The sequence below is a fragment of the Microbacterium sp. OR21 genome, assembly GCF_047306785.1.
GTDB lineage: Bacteria > Actinomycetota > Actinomycetes > Actinomycetales > Microbacteriaceae > Microbacterium > Microbacterium esteraromaticum_E.
The window spans coordinates 173670-192652 of record NZ_JAZEXJ010000004.1; the positions used below are offsets into that span (position 1 = coordinate 173670).

Annotated in this window: 18 protein-coding genes; 8 read left to right on the forward strand and 10 right to left on the reverse strand. The window is 68.4% G+C overall.

The genetic code is table 11. The features are described 5' to 3' along the window. The first annotated feature begins 3 nt into the window (after nucleotides 1–3). Genes V2S04_RS13370 through V2S04_RS13385 form a run of 4 tightly spaced genes read left to right on the forward strand, consistent with a single transcriptional unit; the run spans nucleotide 4 to nucleotide 4663 of the window. Complete coding sequence (locus V2S04_RS13370) at nucleotides 4–1323, forward strand: exo-beta-N-acetylmuramidase NamZ domain-containing protein (RefSeq protein WP_413638996.1); 1320 nt, start codon at nucleotides 4–6, stop codon at nucleotides 1321–1323. After that, nucleotides 1320–3077: a serine hydrolase gene (locus V2S04_RS13375; RefSeq protein WP_413638943.1), complete on the forward strand. Its 1758-nt coding sequence runs from the start codon at nucleotides 1320–1322 to the stop codon at nucleotides 3075–3077. The genes V2S04_RS13370 and V2S04_RS13375 overlap by 4 nt, the downstream gene beginning before the upstream one ends. An 18-nt stretch (nucleotides 3078–3095) precedes the next feature. Beyond that, a complete protein-coding gene (locus V2S04_RS13380) occupies nucleotides 3096–3716 on the forward strand; it encodes a DUF4166 domain-containing protein (RefSeq protein ID WP_413638944.1) in 621 nt (206 codons plus the stop codon). After that, nucleotides 3713–4663: an epimerase gene (locus V2S04_RS13385; RefSeq protein WP_413638945.1), complete on the forward strand. Its 951-nt coding sequence runs from the start codon at nucleotides 3713–3715 to the stop codon at nucleotides 4661–4663. The genes V2S04_RS13380 and V2S04_RS13385 overlap by 4 nt, the downstream gene beginning before the upstream one ends. A gap of 6 nt (nucleotides 4664–4669) precedes the next feature. Here the strand turns inward: V2S04_RS13385 and V2S04_RS13390 are convergent, their stop codons facing one another. The 5 genes from V2S04_RS13390 to V2S04_RS13410 form a co-directional block, all read right to left on the reverse strand. Next, nucleotides 4670–5911 (reverse strand): MFS transporter, encoded by a 1242-nt coding sequence (locus V2S04_RS13390; RefSeq protein WP_413638947.1) that lies wholly within the window; start codon nucleotides 5909–5911, stop codon nucleotides 4670–4672. Next, nucleotides 5908–6510, reverse strand: a complete 603-nt coding sequence (locus tag V2S04_RS13395) for an ArsR/SmtB family transcription factor (protein WP_413638948.1) — start codon at nucleotides 6508–6510, stop codon at nucleotides 5908–5910. Before V2S04_RS13395 ends, V2S04_RS13390 begins: the two co-directional genes overlap by 4 nt. 99 nt (nucleotides 6511–6609) lie before the next feature. Next, on the reverse strand, nucleotides 6610–6984 hold the full coding sequence (locus tag V2S04_RS13400) for a PLDc N-terminal domain-containing protein (protein ID WP_413638949.1): 375 nt from the start codon (nucleotides 6982–6984) through the stop codon (nucleotides 6610–6612). A gap of 37 nt (nucleotides 6985–7021) precedes the next feature. Then, a complete protein-coding gene (locus tag V2S04_RS13405; RefSeq protein ID WP_413638951.1) occupies nucleotides 7022–7846 on the reverse strand; it encodes a sulfurtransferase in 825 nt (274 codons plus the stop codon). 16 nt (nucleotides 7847–7862) lie between these two features. After that, complete coding sequence (locus V2S04_RS13410; RefSeq protein ID WP_413638953.1) at nucleotides 7863–8792, reverse strand: aldo/keto reductase; 930 nt, start codon at nucleotides 8790–8792, stop codon at nucleotides 7863–7865. Nucleotides 8793–8885: 93 nt separating this feature from the next. Here V2S04_RS13410 and pgi point away from each other — a divergent pair, with 93 nt between their 5' ends. Further along, on the forward strand, nucleotides 8886–10565 hold the full coding sequence (gene pgi / locus V2S04_RS13415) for a glucose-6-phosphate isomerase (protein WP_413638955.1): 1680 nt from the start codon (nucleotides 8886–8888) through the stop codon (nucleotides 10563–10565). A gap of 27 nt (nucleotides 10566–10592) precedes the next feature. Here pgi and V2S04_RS13420 read toward each other — a convergent pair whose 3' ends face one another. Beyond that, entirely contained in the window at nucleotides 10593–11144 is a 552-nt protein-coding gene (locus tag V2S04_RS13420; protein ID WP_413638957.1) for a MarR family winged helix-turn-helix transcriptional regulator, read from the reverse strand. A gap of 79 nt (nucleotides 11145–11223) precedes the next feature. Between V2S04_RS13420 and V2S04_RS13425 the strand changes: the two genes are divergently transcribed. After that, entirely contained in the window at nucleotides 11224–12855 is a 1632-nt protein-coding gene (locus V2S04_RS13425; protein WP_413638958.1) for an MFS transporter, read from the forward strand. Nucleotides 12856–12918: 63 nt separating this feature from the next. Continuing rightward, a complete protein-coding gene (locus tag V2S04_RS13430; protein WP_413638960.1) occupies nucleotides 12919–13530 on the forward strand; it encodes a flavodoxin family protein in 612 nt (203 codons plus the stop codon). 66 nt (nucleotides 13531–13596) lie between these two features. Here the strand turns inward: V2S04_RS13430 and V2S04_RS13435 are convergent, their stop codons facing one another. Next, a complete protein-coding gene (locus V2S04_RS13435; protein ID WP_413638962.1) occupies nucleotides 13597–14628 on the reverse strand; it encodes a fatty acid desaturase family protein in 1032 nt (343 codons plus the stop codon). Between the two features lie 286 nt (nucleotides 14629–14914). Here V2S04_RS13435 and V2S04_RS13440 point away from each other — a divergent pair, with 286 nt between their 5' ends. Next, nucleotides 14915–15295 carry a VOC family protein gene (locus V2S04_RS13440; RefSeq protein ID WP_413638964.1) on the forward strand — a complete coding sequence of 127 codons (381 nt, stop codon included), beginning with the start codon at nucleotides 14915–14917 and terminating at the stop codon, nucleotides 15293–15295. A gap of 82 nt (nucleotides 15296–15377) precedes the next feature. Here V2S04_RS13440 and nrdF read toward each other — a convergent pair whose 3' ends face one another. Genes nrdF through nrdI form a run of 3 tightly spaced genes read right to left on the reverse strand, consistent with a single transcriptional unit; the run spans nucleotide 15378 to nucleotide 18976 of the window. Then, nucleotides 15378–16358: a class 1b ribonucleoside-diphosphate reductase subunit beta gene (gene nrdF / locus V2S04_RS13445; protein WP_099196083.1), complete on the reverse strand. Its 981-nt coding sequence runs from the start codon at nucleotides 16356–16358 to the stop codon at nucleotides 15378–15380. A gap of 42 nt (nucleotides 16359–16400) precedes the next feature. Next, nucleotides 16401–18560 carry a class 1b ribonucleoside-diphosphate reductase subunit alpha gene (gene nrdE, locus V2S04_RS13450; protein ID WP_413638966.1) on the reverse strand — a complete coding sequence of 720 codons (2160 nt, stop codon included), beginning with the start codon at nucleotides 18558–18560 and terminating at the stop codon, nucleotides 16401–16403. Beyond that, a complete protein-coding gene (gene nrdI, locus V2S04_RS13455) occupies nucleotides 18542–18976 on the reverse strand; it encodes a class Ib ribonucleoside-diphosphate reductase assembly flavoprotein NrdI (protein WP_413638968.1) in 435 nt (144 codons plus the stop codon). Before nrdI ends, nrdE begins: the two co-directional genes overlap by 19 nt. Nucleotides 18977–18983: the final 7 nt, after the last annotated feature.

Genomic DNA, 18983 nt, shown 5'->3' on the forward strand with positions numbered 1-18983 from the left:
GCGATGGGCATCAGCAGACGTGGAGTGTTCCGCGCGGCCGGTCTCGCCGCGGCGAGCGCAGCCGGTGTCGTGGCGACGGGAGGAGCCGCGTTCGGTGCGGGGAAGCCCGACAAGCCCGGAAAGCCGGACGCTCCCGGCAAGGGGCGGCGGGTGCGCACCGGTGCCGACGTCGCCGCGGCCGATGGGTGGCGGGTCCTCGCCGGGCGACGTGTCGGCGTGATCACCAACCCCACCGGCGTGCTGGAGGACTTCACGAGCATCGTCGACGACATGGTCGCGCATGACGTCGACCTGCGTGCGGTGTTCGGTCCGGAGCACGGCTTCCGCGGCACGGCCCAGGCGGGCGAGGCGGAGGAGACCTCGGTCGACCCGCGCACCGGAGTCACGGTGTACGACGCGTACGGCGCCACTGTCGCCGCATTCGCCGGTTTCTTCGCGCAGGCGGAGGTCGACACGATCGTCTTCGACATCCGCGATGTGGGTGTGCGCTTCTACACGTACATCTGGACGATGTGGACGGCGATGCAGGCGGCGGCGCAGGCGGGGGATCTGCGCTTCGTCGTGCTCGATCGCCCGAATCCGCTCGGCGGTCGGGCCCGCGGCCCGGTGCTGCAGCCGGGGTATACCTCGGGTGTCGGTCTGCTCGAGATCGCTCAGCAGCACGGCATGACGGTGGGCGAGCTGGCGCGCTACTTCAACGCGACGTTCATGCAGCGCGCGAACCAGACGCCGCTGACCGACCTGCAGGTGGTCGAAGCCGAGGGCTGGCGACGTCAGATGGTCGGGCCCGACCAGGCCGACCGCTGGATCCCACCGTCGCCGAACATGCCCACGCCGCAGACCGCGGTGCTCTATCCGGGCACCGGGATGGTCGAGGCGACCGACTGGTCGGAAGGGCGCGGAACGACGCGTCCGTTCGAGCTGATCGGCGCCCCGTACCTCGATCACCGGTGGGCTGCGGCGCTGAACGAGCGGAAGCTGGCCGGCGTCGAGTTCCGTGAGGCGTATTTCACGCCCACGTTCTCGAAGAACGCCAACAAGGTGTGCGCGGGCGTGCAGGTGCACATCATGGATGCCGAGAAGGTCGACGCGATCGCGGTCGCCACGCACATGCTGGTGGAGGCGCGCCGCCTCTACCCCGCGTTCTCGTGGCGCGGGGACGGGGGTCGGTGGATCGGCCTGCTCACCGGATCGGGGCGCTTCCAGCAGCAGCTCGAGTCGGGAGCGTCGGCGGAGGAGATCATCGCCGCCTGGCAGCCCGAGCTCGAGCGGTTCAGGAACGACACCCGGCCGTACCTGCTCTACCCGGGACCGCGCGGATGATCCCGGCACGAGCGATCCGCATCGGGCTCGTGTGCGTGACGACGGCAGGACTCCTCGTCGGCGGCGGTCTCAGCCCCGCGTTCGCGGATGGCGCGAACGCCCACGGGCGCACCGGGCAGTACGATCGACCGGCCGAGGGGTTCATGGACGCAAGCACGGTGCTGCAGCAGGCGGATCCTGAGGCGCTGGGCATGGATCCGGCGCCCATCGACGCGGCGTGGGCCGCGATCGACGCCTTCGCCTCGCCGGCGGATCCGGATTCCAGGCCGATGTACGCATCGGCCGTCGGGGTCATGGGCCACCAGGGCCGGATCGTCAGCGAGCATCACACCGGGCACTCGCTGCTCTACGCCGACGCCGATACGAAGCTGCCTGAGGACGAGAGGATCCCCGCCCGGCAGGACACGATCTACGACATGGCGTCGGTGAGCAAGCTGTTCACGTCGATCGTGATCATGCAGCTCGTGGAGAGGGGGCTGATCGACCTCGACGCGACCTACGGCAGCTACGTGCCGGAGTTCGCGAACGGCGGCAAGCAGGCGATCACCGTCCGGCAGATGCTCACGCACACCTCGGGTCTGGTCTCGTGGCTGCCGCTGTGGAGCGCGTACGACGACAAGGCCGCGCGGATAGCCGCTGTGATGGATGTGGAGGTGAAGAACCCGCCGGGAACGGTCTACGAGTACTCCGATCTCAACCTGATCGCGCTCGGCGTCCTCGCCGAGCGGCTCACCGGCTCGACCCTCGATCAGCTGGTCGAGTCAGGCATCACCGCACCGCTGGGCATGACCGACACGGGGTACAACCCCGACGCGTCTCAGCGCGAGCGGATCGCGGCGACCGAGTTCCAGCTCTCCCCCGATCGCGGGATGGTCTGGGGTGAGGTGCACGACGAGAACGCCTGGAGTCTCGGCGGCGTGGCGGGCCACGCCGGCGTCTTCTCGACCGCGCGCGACATGGCCGTGCTGGCGCAGACCATGCTCAACGGCGGCGTCTACGACGGCAGCCGCATCCTGTCCGAGGCATCGGTTCGGGCGATGGTGACCGATGAGAACACGGAGTTCCCGGGCGATTCGCACGGACTCGGGTTCGAGCTGAATCAGCTCTGGTACATGGGCGGCCTCGCGGCGCCCTCGACCGCGGGTCACACCGGCTACACCGGCACCTCGCTCGTGATCGACTTCACGTCGCGCTCGTTCGTGGTGCTGCTCACCAACCGCGTGCATCCCAGCCGCAGCTGGGGCTCGAACAACCCCGCGCGCCGCGCGGCGGCGCAGGGGCTGGCTCTCGCCCTCGCGGTCTCGCCGCAGAAGGGTCGCACCGCGTGGTTCGGCGGAACCGACGATGCCGCCGAGCACACCCTCTCGCTGGAGGTGCCGGATTCCGCAGCGGGCACGGTCGAGTTCGACGTGTTCGCCGACATGGAGGCCACGGACGTGTTCGCCGTGGAGGGATCGGCCGACGGCGGCCGCACCTGGTCTCTGCTGCCGTTCACGGTGCGGCGCGACGGCACCTCGATCACCACCGACGGCACCTACGAGAACCAGGGTGAGCGCACCTGGGGCAGAGCCGAAGCAGCCGTTCCCGCCGGGACGGACGTGCTGCGATGGCGCTACACCACCGATGCGAACACGCAGGGCCGCGGTGTGTACGTCGACGGCGTCAGACTGCGCCAGGGCAGGAAGGTCGTGGTCAACTCGGAGGCCTCCCCGCAGGCCTTCGTCGAGGAGGGATTCATCGAGACCGATCGCTGACGCGAGTAATCTCGAAGCATGGAACACGTCGCCCAGTCGCCGTATCTGCGGGCTCTGGGAGACCAGCGGCCGGGCCTGCACCCGGCGCTGCGAGCGTACTTCTCGCCGGTGCCGCGCGGAAGCGTCGGCATCGGCGAGGGGGTGTTCGAGCGGGTGGGAACGCCGCGTCGCCGGCTGTGGCCCGTGCTGCGGATGATGCAGGGCAGCGGTGCGGTGCTCGCCGGATGGCATGAGCGGGTGCCGTTCACCATCCGCAACCGCACGATCGCCGGGCGCGCGGTCAGCGTGCGCACCCTGCACCTGCCCGGCGGCGACTGGGTCATGAAGGATGTCGTGACCGCGCGCCCCGGCGGCCGGGTGATCGATCAGATCGGTGAGCCGACGACGCTGGCGGTGGCCTTCGACGTCGCGGTCGACGAGCATGCGCTCGCGCTGCGCAGCAGGGCGATGGGCGTGCGGATCGCGGGCATCCGCGTGCGCATCCCCCGCCTCCTCGCGCCCGTGGTGCGCCTGCGCGAGAGCGCGGAGAAGCAGGCGGGCCTGCAGCGGGTGGAGCTGACGGTCGACGCACCGCTGATCGGTCGGATCTACGAGTACAGCGGCACGTTCGCCTATCGGGTCGAACAGGAGCAGGCGTGACGCGCGTCGTGGTCGGCGGCTCGACGGGGTTCATCGGCCGGCATCTGCTGCAGAAGTACCGCGCCGAGGGTCGAGAGGTGATCACGATCTCGCGCTCGGACGCGGATCTCTGCTGGGCCGATCAGGCCGGCATCGACGCGGCCGTCGACGGCGCGGCGCTCGTGGTCGGGTTGGCCGGCAAGAGCGTCAGCTGCCGGTACACCGCAGCCAACCGCGCGGAGATCCTCCGTTCCCGAATCGACACCACCTCGGCGCTGAGCACGGCGATCAGTCGCTCGAGCGCTCCCCCGCCTCTCTGGATCAACTCGTCCACGGCGACCATCTACCGCCACGCCGAGGACCGGGCGATGACCGAGTCGACGGGCGAGCTCGGCACGGGTTTCTCGGTCGAGGTGGCGGCGGCGTGGGAGCGGGCACTGATGGCGGATGCCCTGCCCGCCACGCGTCGGGTGGCGCTGCGCACCGCGATCGTGCTCGGCGACGCCGGAGTGATGGGCCCGCTGCGGCGCCTCGCACGGCTCGGCCTGGGCGGCACGCAGCTCGACGGCCGGTGGCCGGTCAGTGCATCGCGGCGAACGGCCGGCACTGCGCACCTTCCCGGCGCGCGCGGAGGGCGCCAGCGCTTCAGCTGGATTCATGTCGACGACGTGCTCGGCATCATCGATTTCCTCGAGCAGCGACCCGATATCCACGGGCCTGTCAACGCCTGCACGCCGACTCCGGTCGACAACCGCACGTTCATGGCCGCGGTGCGCCGCACCGTGGGTGCGCGCATCGGCCCGCCGATCCCCCGATGGATGCTGGAGCTCGGCGCCATGGGCATCCGGACCGAGACCGAACTGGTCCTGAAGAGCCGGTGGGTGCTGCCGGCGACGCTCATCGACGCCGGGTACCGCTTCCGGCGTCCAGATCTCGGAGAGGCGCTGCGCGCCTCGACGCTCGCCTGAGGGCGCTCAGCCGGCGACGCCACGACGCTGCTGCCGCAGCGCCGGCAGGTAGCCGAGCGCGCCGAGCGTGCTGAACGCGCCGGCGGCGACGATGGCGACCTGCGGGCTGGTCGCCTCCGCCAGCGGCATGAGCACGAGCAGCCCGAGGCTGTGCGCGCCGCCGGCGATCATCGAGTTGATCGACAGCGCCATCGCGCGCGTCTCCGATCCGCTCTGGCGGTGCAGCAGCGCGTTGTGCAGCGGGCCCGCGGCGCCATGCGTGAGGTACGCCAGCCCGTAGCCGATCAGCAGTCCGACCGGGCCGGCGACGACCCCCATCAGCACGACCACAGCCCCGTTGAGAACGCGCATCGCCATGGCTGCCCCGGCCGGTCCGAGCCGGCGCCGCACGATGACCACCGACGACGAGCCGATTGCGAACAGGCCCCAGGCGACCGCCGAGGCGGGGCCGAACACGGCGGCAGCGGCGCTCTCGCTGCCGAGCTGCTCGGTGAGTCGCACCGGCGCGAGCGACTCGAATGCGATCATCGCCACGCTCCAGAACACCTCCACGAGAACCAGCCCGCGCAGCACGCCGGATCGTCGCAGAAGGCGCAGCCCTCCCCGCATCGCCAGCGGTGTCTCGCGCACGGCGAACGCGAACGACACGCGCTCGCGGTGCGGTTCGCGCACGAGCATCGCGACCAGGACGCCGAAGAGGGCGTAGAGCGCGGCGGAGACGACGAAGGGCAGCACCAGCGCCGAGGCGCCGGGGATCGGATGCCAGGCGACGAGCGCGCCGCCCGCCGCCGCACCGATCGCGATCGTGGTGCCCAGGGCTGCTGCGGCGCGGCCGAGAGGTGCGTCCAGATCCGCATCCGGCTCGTCGGCGAGCGCGGTGTCGACGAACCAGGCCTCCAACGGGCCTGAGTCGAGCGCGCGGAACACGCCTTGCAGCACGAGGGCGAGCGCGAAGACGCCGAACGACTCCGCGACGAGGAACACGCAGGTCGACGCGACCGCCAGCGCTGCTGCGGCCAGCAGCAGCGGGCGGCGGCCGATGGCGTCGGCGAGACCGCCGGTGGGCAGCTCGAGCCCGAGCACGACGAAGCCCTGCAGCGACATCAGCACGCCGATCTCGGCCAGGCTGAGTCCCCGCTCGAGCGGCAGTAGCACGACCATCCCGAACGTGACGCCGGCGGGGAGCCAGCGCACCGAGGTCAGCAGCACGAACCTGCGCTCGGCCTGCCGGCGGGTCAGCGCTCTCATGCGCCGTCCGTCGCCTCGATCGACCCCCGGCCGGCGGAGTACTCGAGGGGCGCGGCGTGTGTGGTGACGTGCAGCCTCACTGCGCCGGGGGCGCCGGTGCCGATGTGCCGATAGCGCTCGAAGAGCCGGGCCAGCTCCGCGTGCAGCGCGCCGGCCTGCTCAGGGGTGACCTCGATGACCGTGTCGCTGAGGCCGAGACGGTCGCGCCACTCCGGCGCCCAGGCGCCAGCAGCCGCCTCCCAGCGTTCGGCGCGCTCGAGGAAGTCGCGCAGGTACGCCCTCTGTAGCCAGGTGGCGGCCGCTGAGGCATCCGGTCGGTCGTCGAAGTCGGAGGGGGCCCACGAGTGCGAGTCGCTCGTCGCGCGCCATTCGCGGCGCCGGCCCTGACCCTCCCCCGTGTCGATCACGAGCCCCACCTGGGCGAGCTGTCGCAGGTGGTAGCTGGTCGCGCCGGAGTTCGTGTCGAGCATCCGGGCGAGGTCGGTGGCCGTCGCGGGGCCGTTGGTGCGCAGCAGCCCGGGGATGCGCGCTCTCAGCGGATGGGCGAGCACGCGGATCTGCCGTTCGTCGAGGCGGATGCTCTTCTCGTCGTCGTCCATGCACTCACCGTGCCACGCGGGAGCCGCACGCACAAGTTCTTTGCATGAATCCTTTGCATCGAACGTGTGCGGGGTGAGGCGCTCCGCCGCGAGGTGGGATCAGTCGTCGCTGACGGTGTCGCCGTGCTCCTTCTTGCGCTTCTCGATCTCCTGCCGCAGCCGCCACTCCTCGATCTCTCGGTCGAGGTCGGCGATCTGCTGCTCGGTGGTGCGGGAGTCGATCGGCGGAGCCGTGGCGACGGGAGGCGACGGCGCGCTCTCGCGCCGGGTCGGGCGACCGAGCCGGATGCCGCCCTCGGGGTACTCGCGCCCGAGGGCGAACCACAGCACGCTGCCCAGCAGCGGCAGCAGCACGACAAGCAGCAGCCAGACGAACTTCGGCATGAACCGCACCTGGCTGTCGTCGCGACGGATGATGTCGACGAGCGCGAACACCATCAGCGCGATGGTGATCATGGTGAACAGGAACGGCATGCTCTCAGATTAGACGACCCTCGCGGTCACGGCGCGGTCACTCCGCGCCGGTGGCGATCGGGCGACCCGGCGTATTCGACCAGGCGCTCCACGACCCCGGATACACCGTCACGTCGCGCCCGGCGAGCGCGCCGGCGAGCGCCAGCTGCGCCGCGGTGATGCCCGATCCGCAGTACGCGGCGATCGCCGCATCCTCCCCCGCCCCGACGGCGTCGAAGGCGGCGGCGATCTCCGGCGCCGGGCGGAAGCGCCCGTCGTCGGCGAGCAGCCGGCCGATGGGCAGGTTCCTCGCCCCGGGGATGTGCCCCGCGACCGGGTCGATCGGCTCGGTCTCGCCGCGATACCGCTCGGGCACGCGCGCGTCGAGCAGCACGCCCGCCTCGGGCCAGGCCGCAGCGCCACCGGTGTCGATGATGCCGGCGTCGCCGGGAGCGCCGAGCGTGACGTCACCGGGGGCGGGGGCGACCTCGCCGGTCTCGCTCTCACCGCCCGCCGCGAGCCACGCCTGCCATCCGCCGTCGAGCACGCGCGCGTCGAGCCCCGCGCGCCGCAGCGCCCACCAGGCACGCGACGCGGGAAGCATCCGGTCGTCGTCGTAGATCACCACCGGCGCGCCCTGGCGCACACCCCATCGCCGCGCCGCTGCGGCGAGCGCCGCATCGGGCGGCAGCGGGTGCCGCCCCTCGTGGGGTTCGCCGTGGCGGGTCAGGTCGCGCTCGACGTCGAGGAACACCGCGCCGGGGATGTGTCCGGCGAGATACTGATCGTGTCCGTCGCTGCGCCCGAGCGACCAGCGGGCGTCGAGCAGGTGGACCTCGCCGAGCCGCTCGCGCAGCTCGGCGACGGAGATCAGCGGATGCATGGCGCTCCTCCTCCGGTCAGGGGACGATGTGCCCGCCGACGCGGAACAGCTCGTACCATTCCGATCGGGTGAGCTCGACGTCGGCGCCGGCAGCGGCGTCGGCCACGCGCTGCGGCGTGGTCGTGCCGAGCACCACCTGCATGCGAGCCGGGTGCCGGGTGATCCAGGCCGTCGCGATCGCCGTGGGTGTGACGTCGTACTTCGCGGCCAGCCGGTCGATGACCTCATTCAGCTCGGCATGCTTCGGGTTGCCGAGGAACACGCCGTCGAAGAATCCGGCCTGGTAGGGCGACCACGCCTGCACGGTGATGTCGTTGATACGGCAGTATTCGACGATGCCGCCGCCGTCGCGCACGACGCTCTGCTCCTCCCCCGCCATGTTCGCCGCGATGCCCTGGGCGATGATCGGCGAGTGCGTGATCGACAGCTGCAGCTGGTTCGCGACGATGGGCTGCGTCACAGCCGTGCGCAGCAGGTCGATCTGACGCGGAGTGTGGTTCGAGACGCCGAACGCGCGCACCTTGCCTGCGGCTTCGAGCTCGTCGAACGCGCGAGCCACCTCGTCGGGCTCGACGAGCGCATCCGGGCGGTGCAGCAGCAGCACGTCGATGTAGTCGGTGCGCAGCGCCTTCAGCGATCCGTCGACCTGGGTCATGATGTGCTCGTACGAGAAGTCGAACATCTGCTGCGAGGGGACGATGCCGCACTTGGTCTGCAGCACGATCTCCTCGCGCTCAGCGGCGCTGAGCTGCAGGGCGGCCGCGAACCGGTCCTCGCAGACGTGCATGGCACCGCCGTAGATGTCGGCGTGATCGAAGAAGTCGATTCCCGCCGAGCGCGCCGTGTCGTAGAGCTCGCGGACCTCGGCATCCGTCTTGTCGGGGATGCGCATCATTCCGGCGATGACCGCGGGGGCGGTGCGGCTGGCGAACGGGATCGTCTTCATCGTTCCTCCTGAGTTCGATGTCCACGCTACCGGCCTGACGCGGCGGCGTCATCGGCGACGCCCGGATGCGGCGGCGGCGCTAACGTTGCTTCCATGAGCGCACCGATCGACCCCACCTCCACGTCCGCCTGGGCTGAGCTGTCGACCATCCGGGACTCGTTCTCGCCCGACCTGCGCGGCTGGTTCGCCGCAGATGCGACGCGTGTCGAGCGTCTGTCGCTGCCGCTCGCCGACCTGCACGTCGACCTGTCGAAGAACCTGGTCACCGACGAGATCGTCGGCGCGCTGGTGCGCCTCGCCGAGCAGACGGGTGTCGCCGAGCGCTATGCCGCGATGCTCGAGGGGCGACACATCAACACCACCGAGGACCGCGCCGTGCTGCACACGGCTCTGCGCCGCCCCGAGGGCGCCTCCCCCGAGCTGGTGGTCGACGGGCAGAACGTGGATGCCGATGTGCAGGCGGTGCTCAGCTCGCTGTCGGCGTTCGCCGAGCGCGTGCGCTCGGGCGACTGGCAGGGCGTGACGGGCAAGAAGGTGACGCACGTGGTCAACATCGGCATCGGCGGGTCGGACCTCGGGCCGGTGATGGTCTACGAGGCACTCAAGCCGTACGCCGATGCCGGCATCGAGGCGCGGTTCGTGTCGAACATCGATCCGACCGACATCGCCGAGAAGACCGCCGATCTCGACCCCGAGACGACCCTGTTCATCGTCGCCTCGAAGACGTTCACCACGCTCGAGACGCTGACCAACGCCCGCCTCGCCCGCGAGTGGCTGTGGGCGGGGCTGTCGGCATCCGGAGCCATGGATGACGACGACGCGAGCCGCAAGGACGCCGTCGCGCATCACTTCGTCGCGGTGTCCACCGCCCTCGACAAGGTCGAGGCCTTCGGCATCGACCCGAAGAACGCGTTCGGGTTCTGGGACTGGGTCGGCGGGCGATACTCCGTCGATTCGGCGATCGGGCTGTCACTGGCGATCGTGTTCGGCCCGTCGGCGTTCCGCGAGCTGCTCGCGGGCTTCCACGCCGTCGACGAGCACGTGCGCAGCACGCCGCTCGCACAGAACGTGCCCGTGCTGATGGGCCTGCTCAACGTCTGGTACACGAACTTCCTCGACGCGCAGACGCACGCGGTGCTGCCCTACGCCCAACAGCTGAACCGCTTCCCTGCGTATCTGCAGCAGCTGACCATGGAGTCCAACGGCAAGTCCGTGCGATGGGATGGCACGCCGGTCACGACCGACACCGGCGAGGTGTTCTGGGGCGAGCCCGGCACCAACGGCCAGCACGCGTTCTACCAGCTGATCCACCAGGGCACCCGGCTGATCCCCGCCGACTTCATCGCCTTCGTGAACCCCGCCTACCCGCTCGCCGACGACGGACGTGATGTGCACGGGCTGTTCCTCGCGAACTTCCTCGCGCAGACCAAGGCGCTCGCCTTCGGCAAGACGGCGGAGGAGGTCGAGGACGAGGGCACGACCGGCGCGCTCGTCGCCGCCCGCACCTTCCCCGGCAACCGCCCGACGACGTCGATCTTCGCGCCGTCGCTGACGCCCTCGGTGCTCGGTCAGCTCATCGCGCTGTACGAGCACATCACCTTCACGCAGGGAACGGTGTGGGGCATCAACTCGTTCGACCAGTGGGGAGTCGAGCTGGGCAAGCAGCTGGCGCTGCAGATCGCTCCGGCGCTCGAAGGCGATGCGGATGCCCTGGCCGCGCAGGACCCGTCGACGAAGGCGCTTCTCGCCTACTACCAGGCGAACCGGCGCTGACCGGCGGCGGTTCGCCGGCGTCGAGCGTCAGCAGATCTCGTCGGCGCCGCGCGTGAGTCGCTCGAGGAAGCGCACCACGACCTCGCGCTCGTCAGGGGTCAGCTCGGCGACTGCGGTGAACCGATCGGCGTGCACCCGGCCCACACTGTCGCGCACGCGCTGGTGCGTGTCGGGGGTGATGCTCACCATCACCGCCCGCCGATCGGTCGGATGCGGTGTGCGCGCGATGTGACCGGCCTTGGCGAGCCGATCGAGCATCTTCGTGGTCGAGCTCGTCGAGATGCTCAGATGATCGGCGAGCATGCCGGCGGTGACGACGACGCCGTTGTTCAGCGATGCCACCAGGAAGCGCAGCGCCTCCATGTCGGTCTCGTTGAGCTCCATCTCGGTGCGCGAGCGCCGGCTGATGCGCTGCTCGGATTCGCGCCACGCGCGCATGGCCATCAGCACGCGCACGACCTGCTCGATCTCGGCGTCGCCCATGCCGTCGAACGTGACGAGCTGCTGGCCCGGGTCGATCACACGCGGGTCCATCATGGCCGGCCCGCGCGCGGCAGCGCTCTTCCTGCGCGTATGCATGCGCACAGCATATCCCCGCGACGGCAGCACGCCAGGCTATTTGCTTGCCAGGCGAGCTAGTTTGTGGAACGCTGATTCGGTGAATGCCGCATCAGCCAGAAGAAGATGGCTCAGTCTCGTCTTCATCAGCGTCGCCGTGTCGCTCATCATCGTGGACTCCACGATCGTCAACGTGGCGATCCCGTCGATCGTCGAGGACCTCGGGATCAGCTCGACGCAGGTGCAGTGGGTGCAGGAGAGCTACACCCTCGTCTTCGCCGCTCTGCTGCTCGTCTTCGGCACGCTGTCCGATCGCTACGGTCGCCGCCTCATGCTGCTCGTCGGCATCGCCGTGTTCATGGCCGCGTCGGTGCTCGTCGCACTGGCGCCCACCGGCGATCTGCTCATCGGCGCGCGAGTGATCCAGGGTGTCGGCGGAGCCATGGTCCTGCCGACGACGCTGTCGCTCATCAACGCGGGATTCCGCGGGCGCGAACGCGGCATCGCGTTCGCGGTATGGGGCTCGACGATCGGCGGCATGGTCGCCCTCGGCCCGCTGCTGGGCGGCTGGCTCACCACCTACTTCTCGTGGCGCTGGGCGTTCGGCATCAACATCCCGCTCGGTCTGATCGTCGCGATCGGGGTGCTCGTCACCGTCTCCGAGTCGCGGGATGCCCCCAACGGCCGACGCATCGACGTGCTCGGCGCCGTGCTCTCGGTGCTCGCCAGCGCAGGGCTCGTGTTCGGCCTCATCGAGGGCCGCACGTACGGCTGGTGGCTCAGCGACGGCACCCGCCGGCTGACGATCGGCGGATGGACCTGGCCGTTCGACCTCTCCCCCGTGCCGGTGTCGTTCGCCGTGGCCGCGATCTCCACCGCGCTGTTCGTCTGGTGGGGCATCCGCCGTACCCGTCGAGGGCAGTCGACGCTGCTCGCCCTGTCGCTGTTCGCGATCCCGTCGTTCCGCAATGGCAACATCGCGGCGCTCATCATCTCGCTCGGAGAGTTCGGCATCGTGCTGTCGCTGCCGCTGTGGCTGCAGAACGTCCTGGGCTACGACGCCCTGCAGACCGGTTTCGTGCTGCTCGCGCTCGCCCTCGGATCGTTCGCGGCGAGCGGCTTCTCCGGGGCCGTCGGCTCGCGGGTGACTCCGATCGCCCTCGTACGGGTCGGTATCGCCGCAGAGATCGTCGGGGTCGCCGGGCTCGGCTGGGCGATCAGCGCCACGGTGTGGTGGCTGCAGGTGGTTCCCTGGCTCTTCCTCTACGGCGTCGGTCTGGGCCTCGCGACCGCCCAGCTCACCGGCGTGGTGCTCAAGGACGTTCCGGTGCGCCTCAGCGGGCAGGGTTCGGGCACGCAGAGCACCGCGCGTCAGATCGGGTCGGCGCTCGGCATCGCGGTGCTCGGCACCGTGCTGTTCACTGCGACCGGAGCGGCGCTCGACACGCGCCTCGCCGACATGCCGGCGGTGCCGGACGCGGCCCGGACGCAGATCGTCGACACGGTCGTCGTGAGCGCGGGGAGTGCGATCCCTGCTCTCGCCGACCGAGATCCGGCGGTCGGCGACGCCGCCCGCGAGGCGTTCAGCGACGGCACCCGAGCGTCGGCGTTCGCCGCTGCCGGGTTCCTCGCGCTGGGCCTCCTCGCGACGCTGCGCCTGGGGTCCGGCTCCCGACGCGAGGACGACGGTTCGGACGCTGAGGCCGACCTCGCCGAGGCGCGAGACGTGTAGCCCATAGCCGTCCGGCACGAAAGGCCCTCGCGCGCCGCGCGGATGCGTGGTTTCGTGCCGCGCATGGACCAACAGCTCAGCGCTCTTCTCATCAACTGCACCCTGAAGCCCTCCCCCGCCGAGTCCAGCACCGATGTGCTGGGCGAGCAGGTGCTCGACGCCCTGGCCGAGCACGGAGTGACCGCCGATCGCATCCGCGCGGTCGATCACGACATCCGCCCGGGCGTGCAGACCGACATGGGCGACGGCGACCAGTGGCCGGCGCTGCGCGAGCGGGTGCTCGCCGCCGACATCCTCGTGTTCGCCACGCCGACCTGGATGGGCCAGCACTCCAGCGTCGCGCAGCGCGTGCTCGAGCGTCTGGACGCCGAGCTCAGCGAGACGGATGAGCAGGGACGGCCGATCCTGTTCGACAAGGTCGCGCTCGCGGTCGTCGTCGGCAATGAGGACGGCGCGCACCACATCGCCGCCATCGTGTTCCAGTCGCTCGACGACGTGGGGTACACGATTCCCGCACAGGGTTCGATCTACTGGAACGGCGAGGCCATGGGGTCGACCGACTACAAGGATCTGCCCGAGACGCCGGAGAAGGTGGCGCAGACGATCACGACGGCCGCGGCGAACGCCGCGCACCTCGCTCGCGCGCTGAAGGCGTCGGCTTACCCGGCGGTATGACCGGCCGGATGCAGGAGAAGGCGGATGCCCTCGGGCATCCGCCTTCTCTCTGTCGCGCGCCGCGTGTCAGGCGCGGCGGAAGCCCGTAGCCGCGGGGCAGTCGAACGGATCGGCGCCGGCGGCGAGGCCGACCCGGTTCAGGTACTCGATCACGATCGCGTAGGAACGCCTCAGGCTGGTCTCGGTGTACGGCACGTTGTTCGCCGCGCAGTAGTCGCGTACGATCTCGCGGGCCTTGGCGAGGTGCGGACGCGGCATGTTCGGGAACAGGTGGTGCTCGACCTGGTAGTTGAGGCCGCCCATGAGCGTCGTCGCCCACCAGCCGCCGCGGATGTTGCGCGAGGTGCGCACCTGCTTCGAGAAGAAGTCGAGGCGCGCATTCGGGTCGATGATGGGCATGCCCTTGTGGTTCGGCGCGAAGGACGCGCCCATGTAGACGCCGAACACGGCCAGCTGCACGCCCATGAAGGCGAACGCCATACCCAGCGGCAGCATCAGGAAAACGGGGATCAGGATGATCGCGAAGCGGAGCGCGATGATACCGAGCTCGGTCCAGCGCCCCTTGACCTTCTTCTTCGTGAAGAGGTGCTTCAGCCCGATGTAGTGCAGGTTCAGGCCCTCGAGGGTGAGCAGCGGGAAGAAGAGCCAGCCCTGCTTGCGGGTGATCAGGCGGATCAGGCCCCGGGACTTCGCGGCGTCCTCGTCGAGGAACGAGATGGTGTCGACCTCGATGTCGGGGTCCTTGCCGACCTGGTTCGGGTTGCCGTGGTGCTTCGTGTGCTTCGAATCCCACCACGAGTAGCTCATGCCGATGCTGCCCGCGAGGATGCGGGCGAGCTTGAAGTTCGCCGGACCCGAACTCAGGATCTGCCGGTGAGCCGCCTCATGCGAGAGGAAGGCGATCTGCGTGAAGATGATGCCGAGGGCTGCCGCGATCAGAAGTTGGAACCAGCTGTCGCCGAGCAGGATGAATCCGGTGACCGCTCCCCCGAGGGCGAGCACGATGCCGGCGGCGACGGCGATGTAGAACCACGACGCCCGCTGCAGCAGGCCGGTCTCGCGCACGACCTGTGACACCTGCTTGTAGGCGTGCGCCATCGGCGGGAACTCGGCTGTGCCGGAGTAGGTCTGGCGGATCGGTCCGAGGGTGGCTGCGCTGGTCTCGACGCCGGTGTCGATGTGAGTGGAACTGATGATGCTCTCCTGCCGATCGGATGCCCTTGAGCTGTGTCAGCCAAGGGCGGATGCCGATCGCTGGTGCCCACGCTACGCGGGTCGATATGCAGGGGAAGGCATGTGTCGGGGCCGTCGCGGGATGTCGGTGGTCGGGCGTAGCGTGACCGCGGTAGCGATACTCCCGTCATCTCGAGGAAGGCGCAGGAACATGGACTGGAAGATCGAGCTCATCTTCGTACCGGTCGCAGATGCCGACCGCTCGAAGGACTTCTACGTGAAGATCGGCTTCACCGCCGATCACGATCAGCAGGTGAGCGACGAGCTGCGCTTCGTGCAGATGACACCGCCGGGATCTGCGTGTTCCATCGCCTTCGGTACCGGCCTCGGCATCGATCTCGAGCCGGGCCGGCAGAACACGATCCAGGTCGTCGTGCCGGATGCCGATGAGGCTCTCGCGCACCTGCAGTCAGTCGGCGTCGACGCCCGGGGAGTAGAGGATCTCGCGTGGGGACGCTTCGTCACCTTCGACGACCCCGACGGCAACACCTGGACCCTGCAGCAGCTGCCCGACTACGGCGCGCAGGGCTGAGCACCCTCAGGCTCGGACACGAGAGGGGCCGGATGCTGAGCAGCATCCGACCCCTCTCACGTCATTCTCGAATCGCGATGACTCAGAAGTCCCAGTCGTCGTCCTCGGTGGCCTCCGCCTTGCCGATGACGTACGACGAGCCCGACCCGCTGAAGAAGTCATGGTTCTCGTCGGCGTTCGGCGACAGGGCCGACAGGATGGCCGGGTTCACGTTCGTGACCGTCGAGGGGAACATCGGCTCGTAGCCGAGGTTCATCAGCGCCTTGTTGGCGTTGTAGTGCAGGAACTTCTTGACGTCCTCGGTCAGGCCGACGCCGTCGTAGAGGTCCTGCGTGTACTGCACCTCGTTCTCGTAGAGCTCGAACAGCAGGTTGAAGGTGTAGTCCTTCAGCTCCTGACGGCGCTCCTCGGTCTCGTTCTCGAGCCCCTTCTGGAACTTGTAGCCGATGTAGTAGCCGTGCACGGCCTCGTCACGGATGATGAGGCGGATGAGGTCGGCCGTGTTCGTCAGCTTTGCCTTCGACGACCAGTAGATCGGCAGGTAGAAGCCCGAGTAGAACAGGAACGACTCGAGAAGCGTCGAGGCCACCTTGCGCTTGAGCGGGTCGTCGCCACGGTAGTAGTCGACGATGATCTGCGCCTTCTTCTGCAGGTTCTGGTTCTCGACCGACCAGCGGAAGGCCTCGTCAATCTCCTTCGTCGAGCACAGGGTCGAGAAGATCGACGAGTAGCTCTTCGCGTGCACCGACTCCATGAACGCGATGTTCGTGTACACCGCCTCCTCGTGCGGAGTGATCGCGTCGGGGATCAGCGAGACCGCACCGACCGTGCCCTGGATCGTGTCGAGCAGGGTCAGCCCCGTGAACACGCGCATGGTGAGCAGCTGCTCGTCGGGCGTCAGCGTGTTCCACGACTGCACGTCGTTCGACAGCGGCACCTTCTCGGGCAGCCAGAAGTTGTTCACGAGGCGGTTCCACACCTCGAGGTCCTTCTCGTCCTCGATGCGGTTCCAGTTGATCGCCTGCACGTGGTCGATCAGCGTGAGCTTGGGAGACGGGGTCATTCCACCAATCCTGTTCTAGAAAAAAGCCTGATCAGACAGCAATCACAGCATGCAGCTGACGCACTCGGACATGTCGGTCCCCTCGAGGGCGAGCTGACGCAGACGGATGTAGTAGATCGTCTTGATGCCCTTGCGCCATGCGTAGATCTGCGCCTTGTTGATGTCGCGGGTGGTGGCGGTGTCCTTGAAGAACAGCGTCAGCGACAGGCCCTGATCGACGTGCTGCGTGGCGGCGGCGTAGGTGTCGATGACCTTCTCGTAGCCGATCTCGTACGCGTCCTGGTAGTACTCCAGGTTGTCGTTCGTCATGAAGGGCGCCGGGTAGTACACGCGGCCGAGCTTGCCCTCCTTGCGGATCTCGACCTTCGAGGCGATCGGGTGGATCGACGACGTCGAGTTGTTGATGTACGAGATCGATCCGGTGGGCGGCACAGCCTGCAGGTTCTGGTTGAAGATGCCGTGCTTCTGGATGCTGTCGCGCAGCTCGATCCAGTCCTGCTGAGTCGGGATGAACTTGCCGGCGAAGAGCTCCTTGACCTTTGAGGTGCTCGGTGCCCACGCCTGGTCGATGTACTTGTCGAAGAAGGCGCCCGACGCGTAGGTCGAGTCCTCGAAGCCGTCGAAGGTCTCGCCACGCTCGATGGCGAGCTTGTTCGATGCCTTCAGCGCGTGGAACAGCACGGTGTAGAAGTAGATGTTCGTGAAGTCGATGCCCTCTTCCGAACCGTAGAAGACGCGCTCACGGGCGAGGTAGCCGTGCAGGTTCATCTGGCCGAGACCGATGGCGTGCGAGCGGTCGTTGCCGTCTTCGATCGAGCGCACCGAGGTGATGTGGCTCTGCGTGCTGACCGCGGTCAGGGCGCGGATGGCCGTCTCGACGGTCTTGCCCAGGTCGTCGGCGTCCATCGCCAGGGCGATGTTCATCGAGCCGAGGTTGCACGAGATGTCCTTACCGATCTGGTCGTACGACAGGTCGTCGTTGTACGTGGTCGGCGTGTTCACCTGCAGGATCTCGCTGCACAGGTTAGACATGTTGATACGACCCTTGATCGGGTTCGCCTTGTTCACCGTGTCCTCGAACATGATGTACGGGTAACCCGACTCGAACTGAATCTCGGCGAGCGTCTGGAAGAACTCGCGCGCGTTGATCTTCGTCTTCTTGATGCGCGAGTCGTCGACCATCTCGTGGTACTTCTCGGTGACGGAGATGTCGCCGAAGGGAACGCCGTACACGCGCTCGACGTCGTACGGCGAGAACAGGTACATGTCCTCGCCCTTCTTCGCGAGCTCGAACGTGATGTCGGGAACGACGACGCCCAGCGAGAGCGTCTTGATGCGGATCTTCTCGTCGGCGTTCTCGCGCTTGGTGTCGAGGAAGCGCATGATGTCGGGGTGGTGCGCGTTGAGGTACACCGCGCCCGCGCCCTGCCGGGCGCCGAGCTGGTTGGCGTAGCTGAAGCTGTCTTCGAGCAGCTTCATCACGGGGATGATGCCGGATGACTGGTTCTCGATCTGCTTGATCGGCGCACCCGACTCGCGGATGTTCGACAGCAGCAGCGCGACGCCGCCACCGCGCTTGGACAGCTGCAGCGACGAGTTGATGCCGCGGGCGATCGACTCCATGTTGTCTTCGATGCGCAGCAGGAAGCAGCTGACGAGCTCGCCGCGCTGCGCCTTGCCGGCGTTGAGGAAGGTCGGGGTGGCGGGCTGGAAGCGGCCGGAGATGATCTCCTCGACGAGGTCGATCGCAACCTGCTCGTCGCCCTCGGCGAGCGCGAGCGCGGTCATCACGACGCGGTCCTCGAAGCGCTCGAGGTAGCGCTTGCCGTCGAACGTCTTCAGCGTGTAGCTCGTGTAGTACTTGAACGCGCCGAGGAAGGTCTCGAAGCGGAACTTCTTCGAGTAGGCCAGGTCGTTGAGCTTCTGGATGAAGTCGAACGAGTACTGCTCGATGACGGCGCCTTCGTAGTACTGCTTCTCGACCAGGTAGTCCAGGCGCTCCTTGAGGGAGTGGAAGAACACCGTGTTCTGGTTGACGTGCTGCAGGAAGTACTCGCGTGCGGCGCGCTTGTCGGCGTCGAACTGGATCTTGCCGTTCGCGTCGTACAGGTTGAGCATCGCGTTGAGCGCGTGATAGTCGAGCCCCTCGTATGCGGGGTTCACCTTGAACTCGACTGCGTCTGTCACTGTCGCTTCCACCATCGTTCCAATCCGTCGCTCACGCGATCGACGTCGTCCTGTGTGCCGAATACCTCGAACCGATACAAGTGCGGCACGTCGCACTTGCGGCTGATGATCTCTCCGGCGAGGCAGAACGCCTCGCCGAAGTTGGTGTTGCCTGCGGAGATGACTCCGCGGATGTGTCGCCGATTGCGCTCATCGTTGAGGAACCGGATGACCTGCTTGGGCACGGCGCCCTTCTCCTCGCCGCGTCCCTGCCCGCCGCCGTAAGTCGGAGTGACGAGCACGAACGGCTCGTCGATGACGAGCGGCTCATCGGTGCGGTGCAGGGGGATGCGGCGGGCGGGCAGTCCGAGCTTCTCGATGAATCGTGCGGTGTTGCCCGACACGCTCGAGAAGTAGACCAGGAGCGGCACCGCGGTCGCGACAGCGCTCATGGCCGGC

Excerpts from the sequence above, each read along its gene's own strand:
- V2S04_RS13370 (WP_413638996.1), top strand. The coding sequence starts at position 4 with ATGGGCATCAGCAGACGTGGAGTGTTCCGCGCGGCCGGTCTCGCCGCG.
- V2S04_RS13375 (WP_413638943.1), top strand. The coding sequence starts at position 1,320 with ATGATCCCGGCACGAGCGATCCGCATCGGGCTCGTGTGCGTGACGACG.
- V2S04_RS13380 (WP_413638944.1), top strand. The coding sequence starts at position 3,096 with ATGGAACACGTCGCCCAGTCGCCGTATCTGCGGGCTCTGGGAGACCAG.
- V2S04_RS13390 (WP_413638947.1), bottom strand. The coding sequence starts at position 5,911 with ATGAGAGCGCTGACCCGCCGGCAGGCCGAGCGCAGGTTCGTGCTGCTG.
- V2S04_RS13395 (WP_413638948.1), bottom strand. The coding sequence starts at position 6,510 with ATGGACGACGACGAGAAGAGCATCCGCCTCGACGAACGGCAGATCCGC.
- V2S04_RS13400 (WP_413638949.1), bottom strand. The coding sequence starts at position 6,984 with ATGCCGTTCCTGTTCACCATGATCACCATCGCGCTGATGGTGTTCGCG.
- V2S04_RS13405 (WP_413638951.1), bottom strand. The coding sequence starts at position 7,846 with ATGCATCCGCTGATCTCCGTCGCCGAGCTGCGCGAGCGGCTCGGCGAG.
- V2S04_RS13410 (WP_413638953.1), bottom strand. The coding sequence starts at position 8,792 with ATGAAGACGATCCCGTTCGCCAGCCGCACCGCCCCCGCGGTCATCGCC.
- pgi (WP_413638955.1), top strand. The coding sequence starts at position 8,886 with ATGAGCGCACCGATCGACCCCACCTCCACGTCCGCCTGGGCTGAGCTG.
- V2S04_RS13420 (WP_413638957.1), bottom strand. The coding sequence starts at position 11,144 with ATGCATACGCGCAGGAAGAGCGCTGCCGCGCGCGGGCCGGCCATGATG.
- V2S04_RS13430 (WP_413638960.1), top strand. The coding sequence starts at position 12,919 with ATGGACCAACAGCTCAGCGCTCTTCTCATCAACTGCACCCTGAAGCCC.
- V2S04_RS13435 (WP_413638962.1), bottom strand. The coding sequence starts at position 14,628 with ATGGCGCACGCCTACAAGCAGGTGTCACAGGTCGTGCGCGAGACCGGC.
- V2S04_RS13440 (WP_413638964.1), top strand. The coding sequence starts at position 14,915 with ATGGACTGGAAGATCGAGCTCATCTTCGTACCGGTCGCAGATGCCGAC.
- nrdF (WP_099196083.1), bottom strand. The coding sequence starts at position 16,358 with ATGACCCCGTCTCCCAAGCTCACGCTGATCGACCACGTGCAGGCGATC.
- nrdE (WP_413638966.1), bottom strand. The coding sequence starts at position 18,560 with ATGGTGGAAGCGACAGTGACAGACGCAGTCGAGTTCAAGGTGAACCCC.
- nrdI (WP_413638968.1), bottom strand. The coding sequence starts at position 18,976 with ATGAGCGCTGTCGCGACCGCGGTGCCGCTCCTGGTCTACTTCTCGAGC.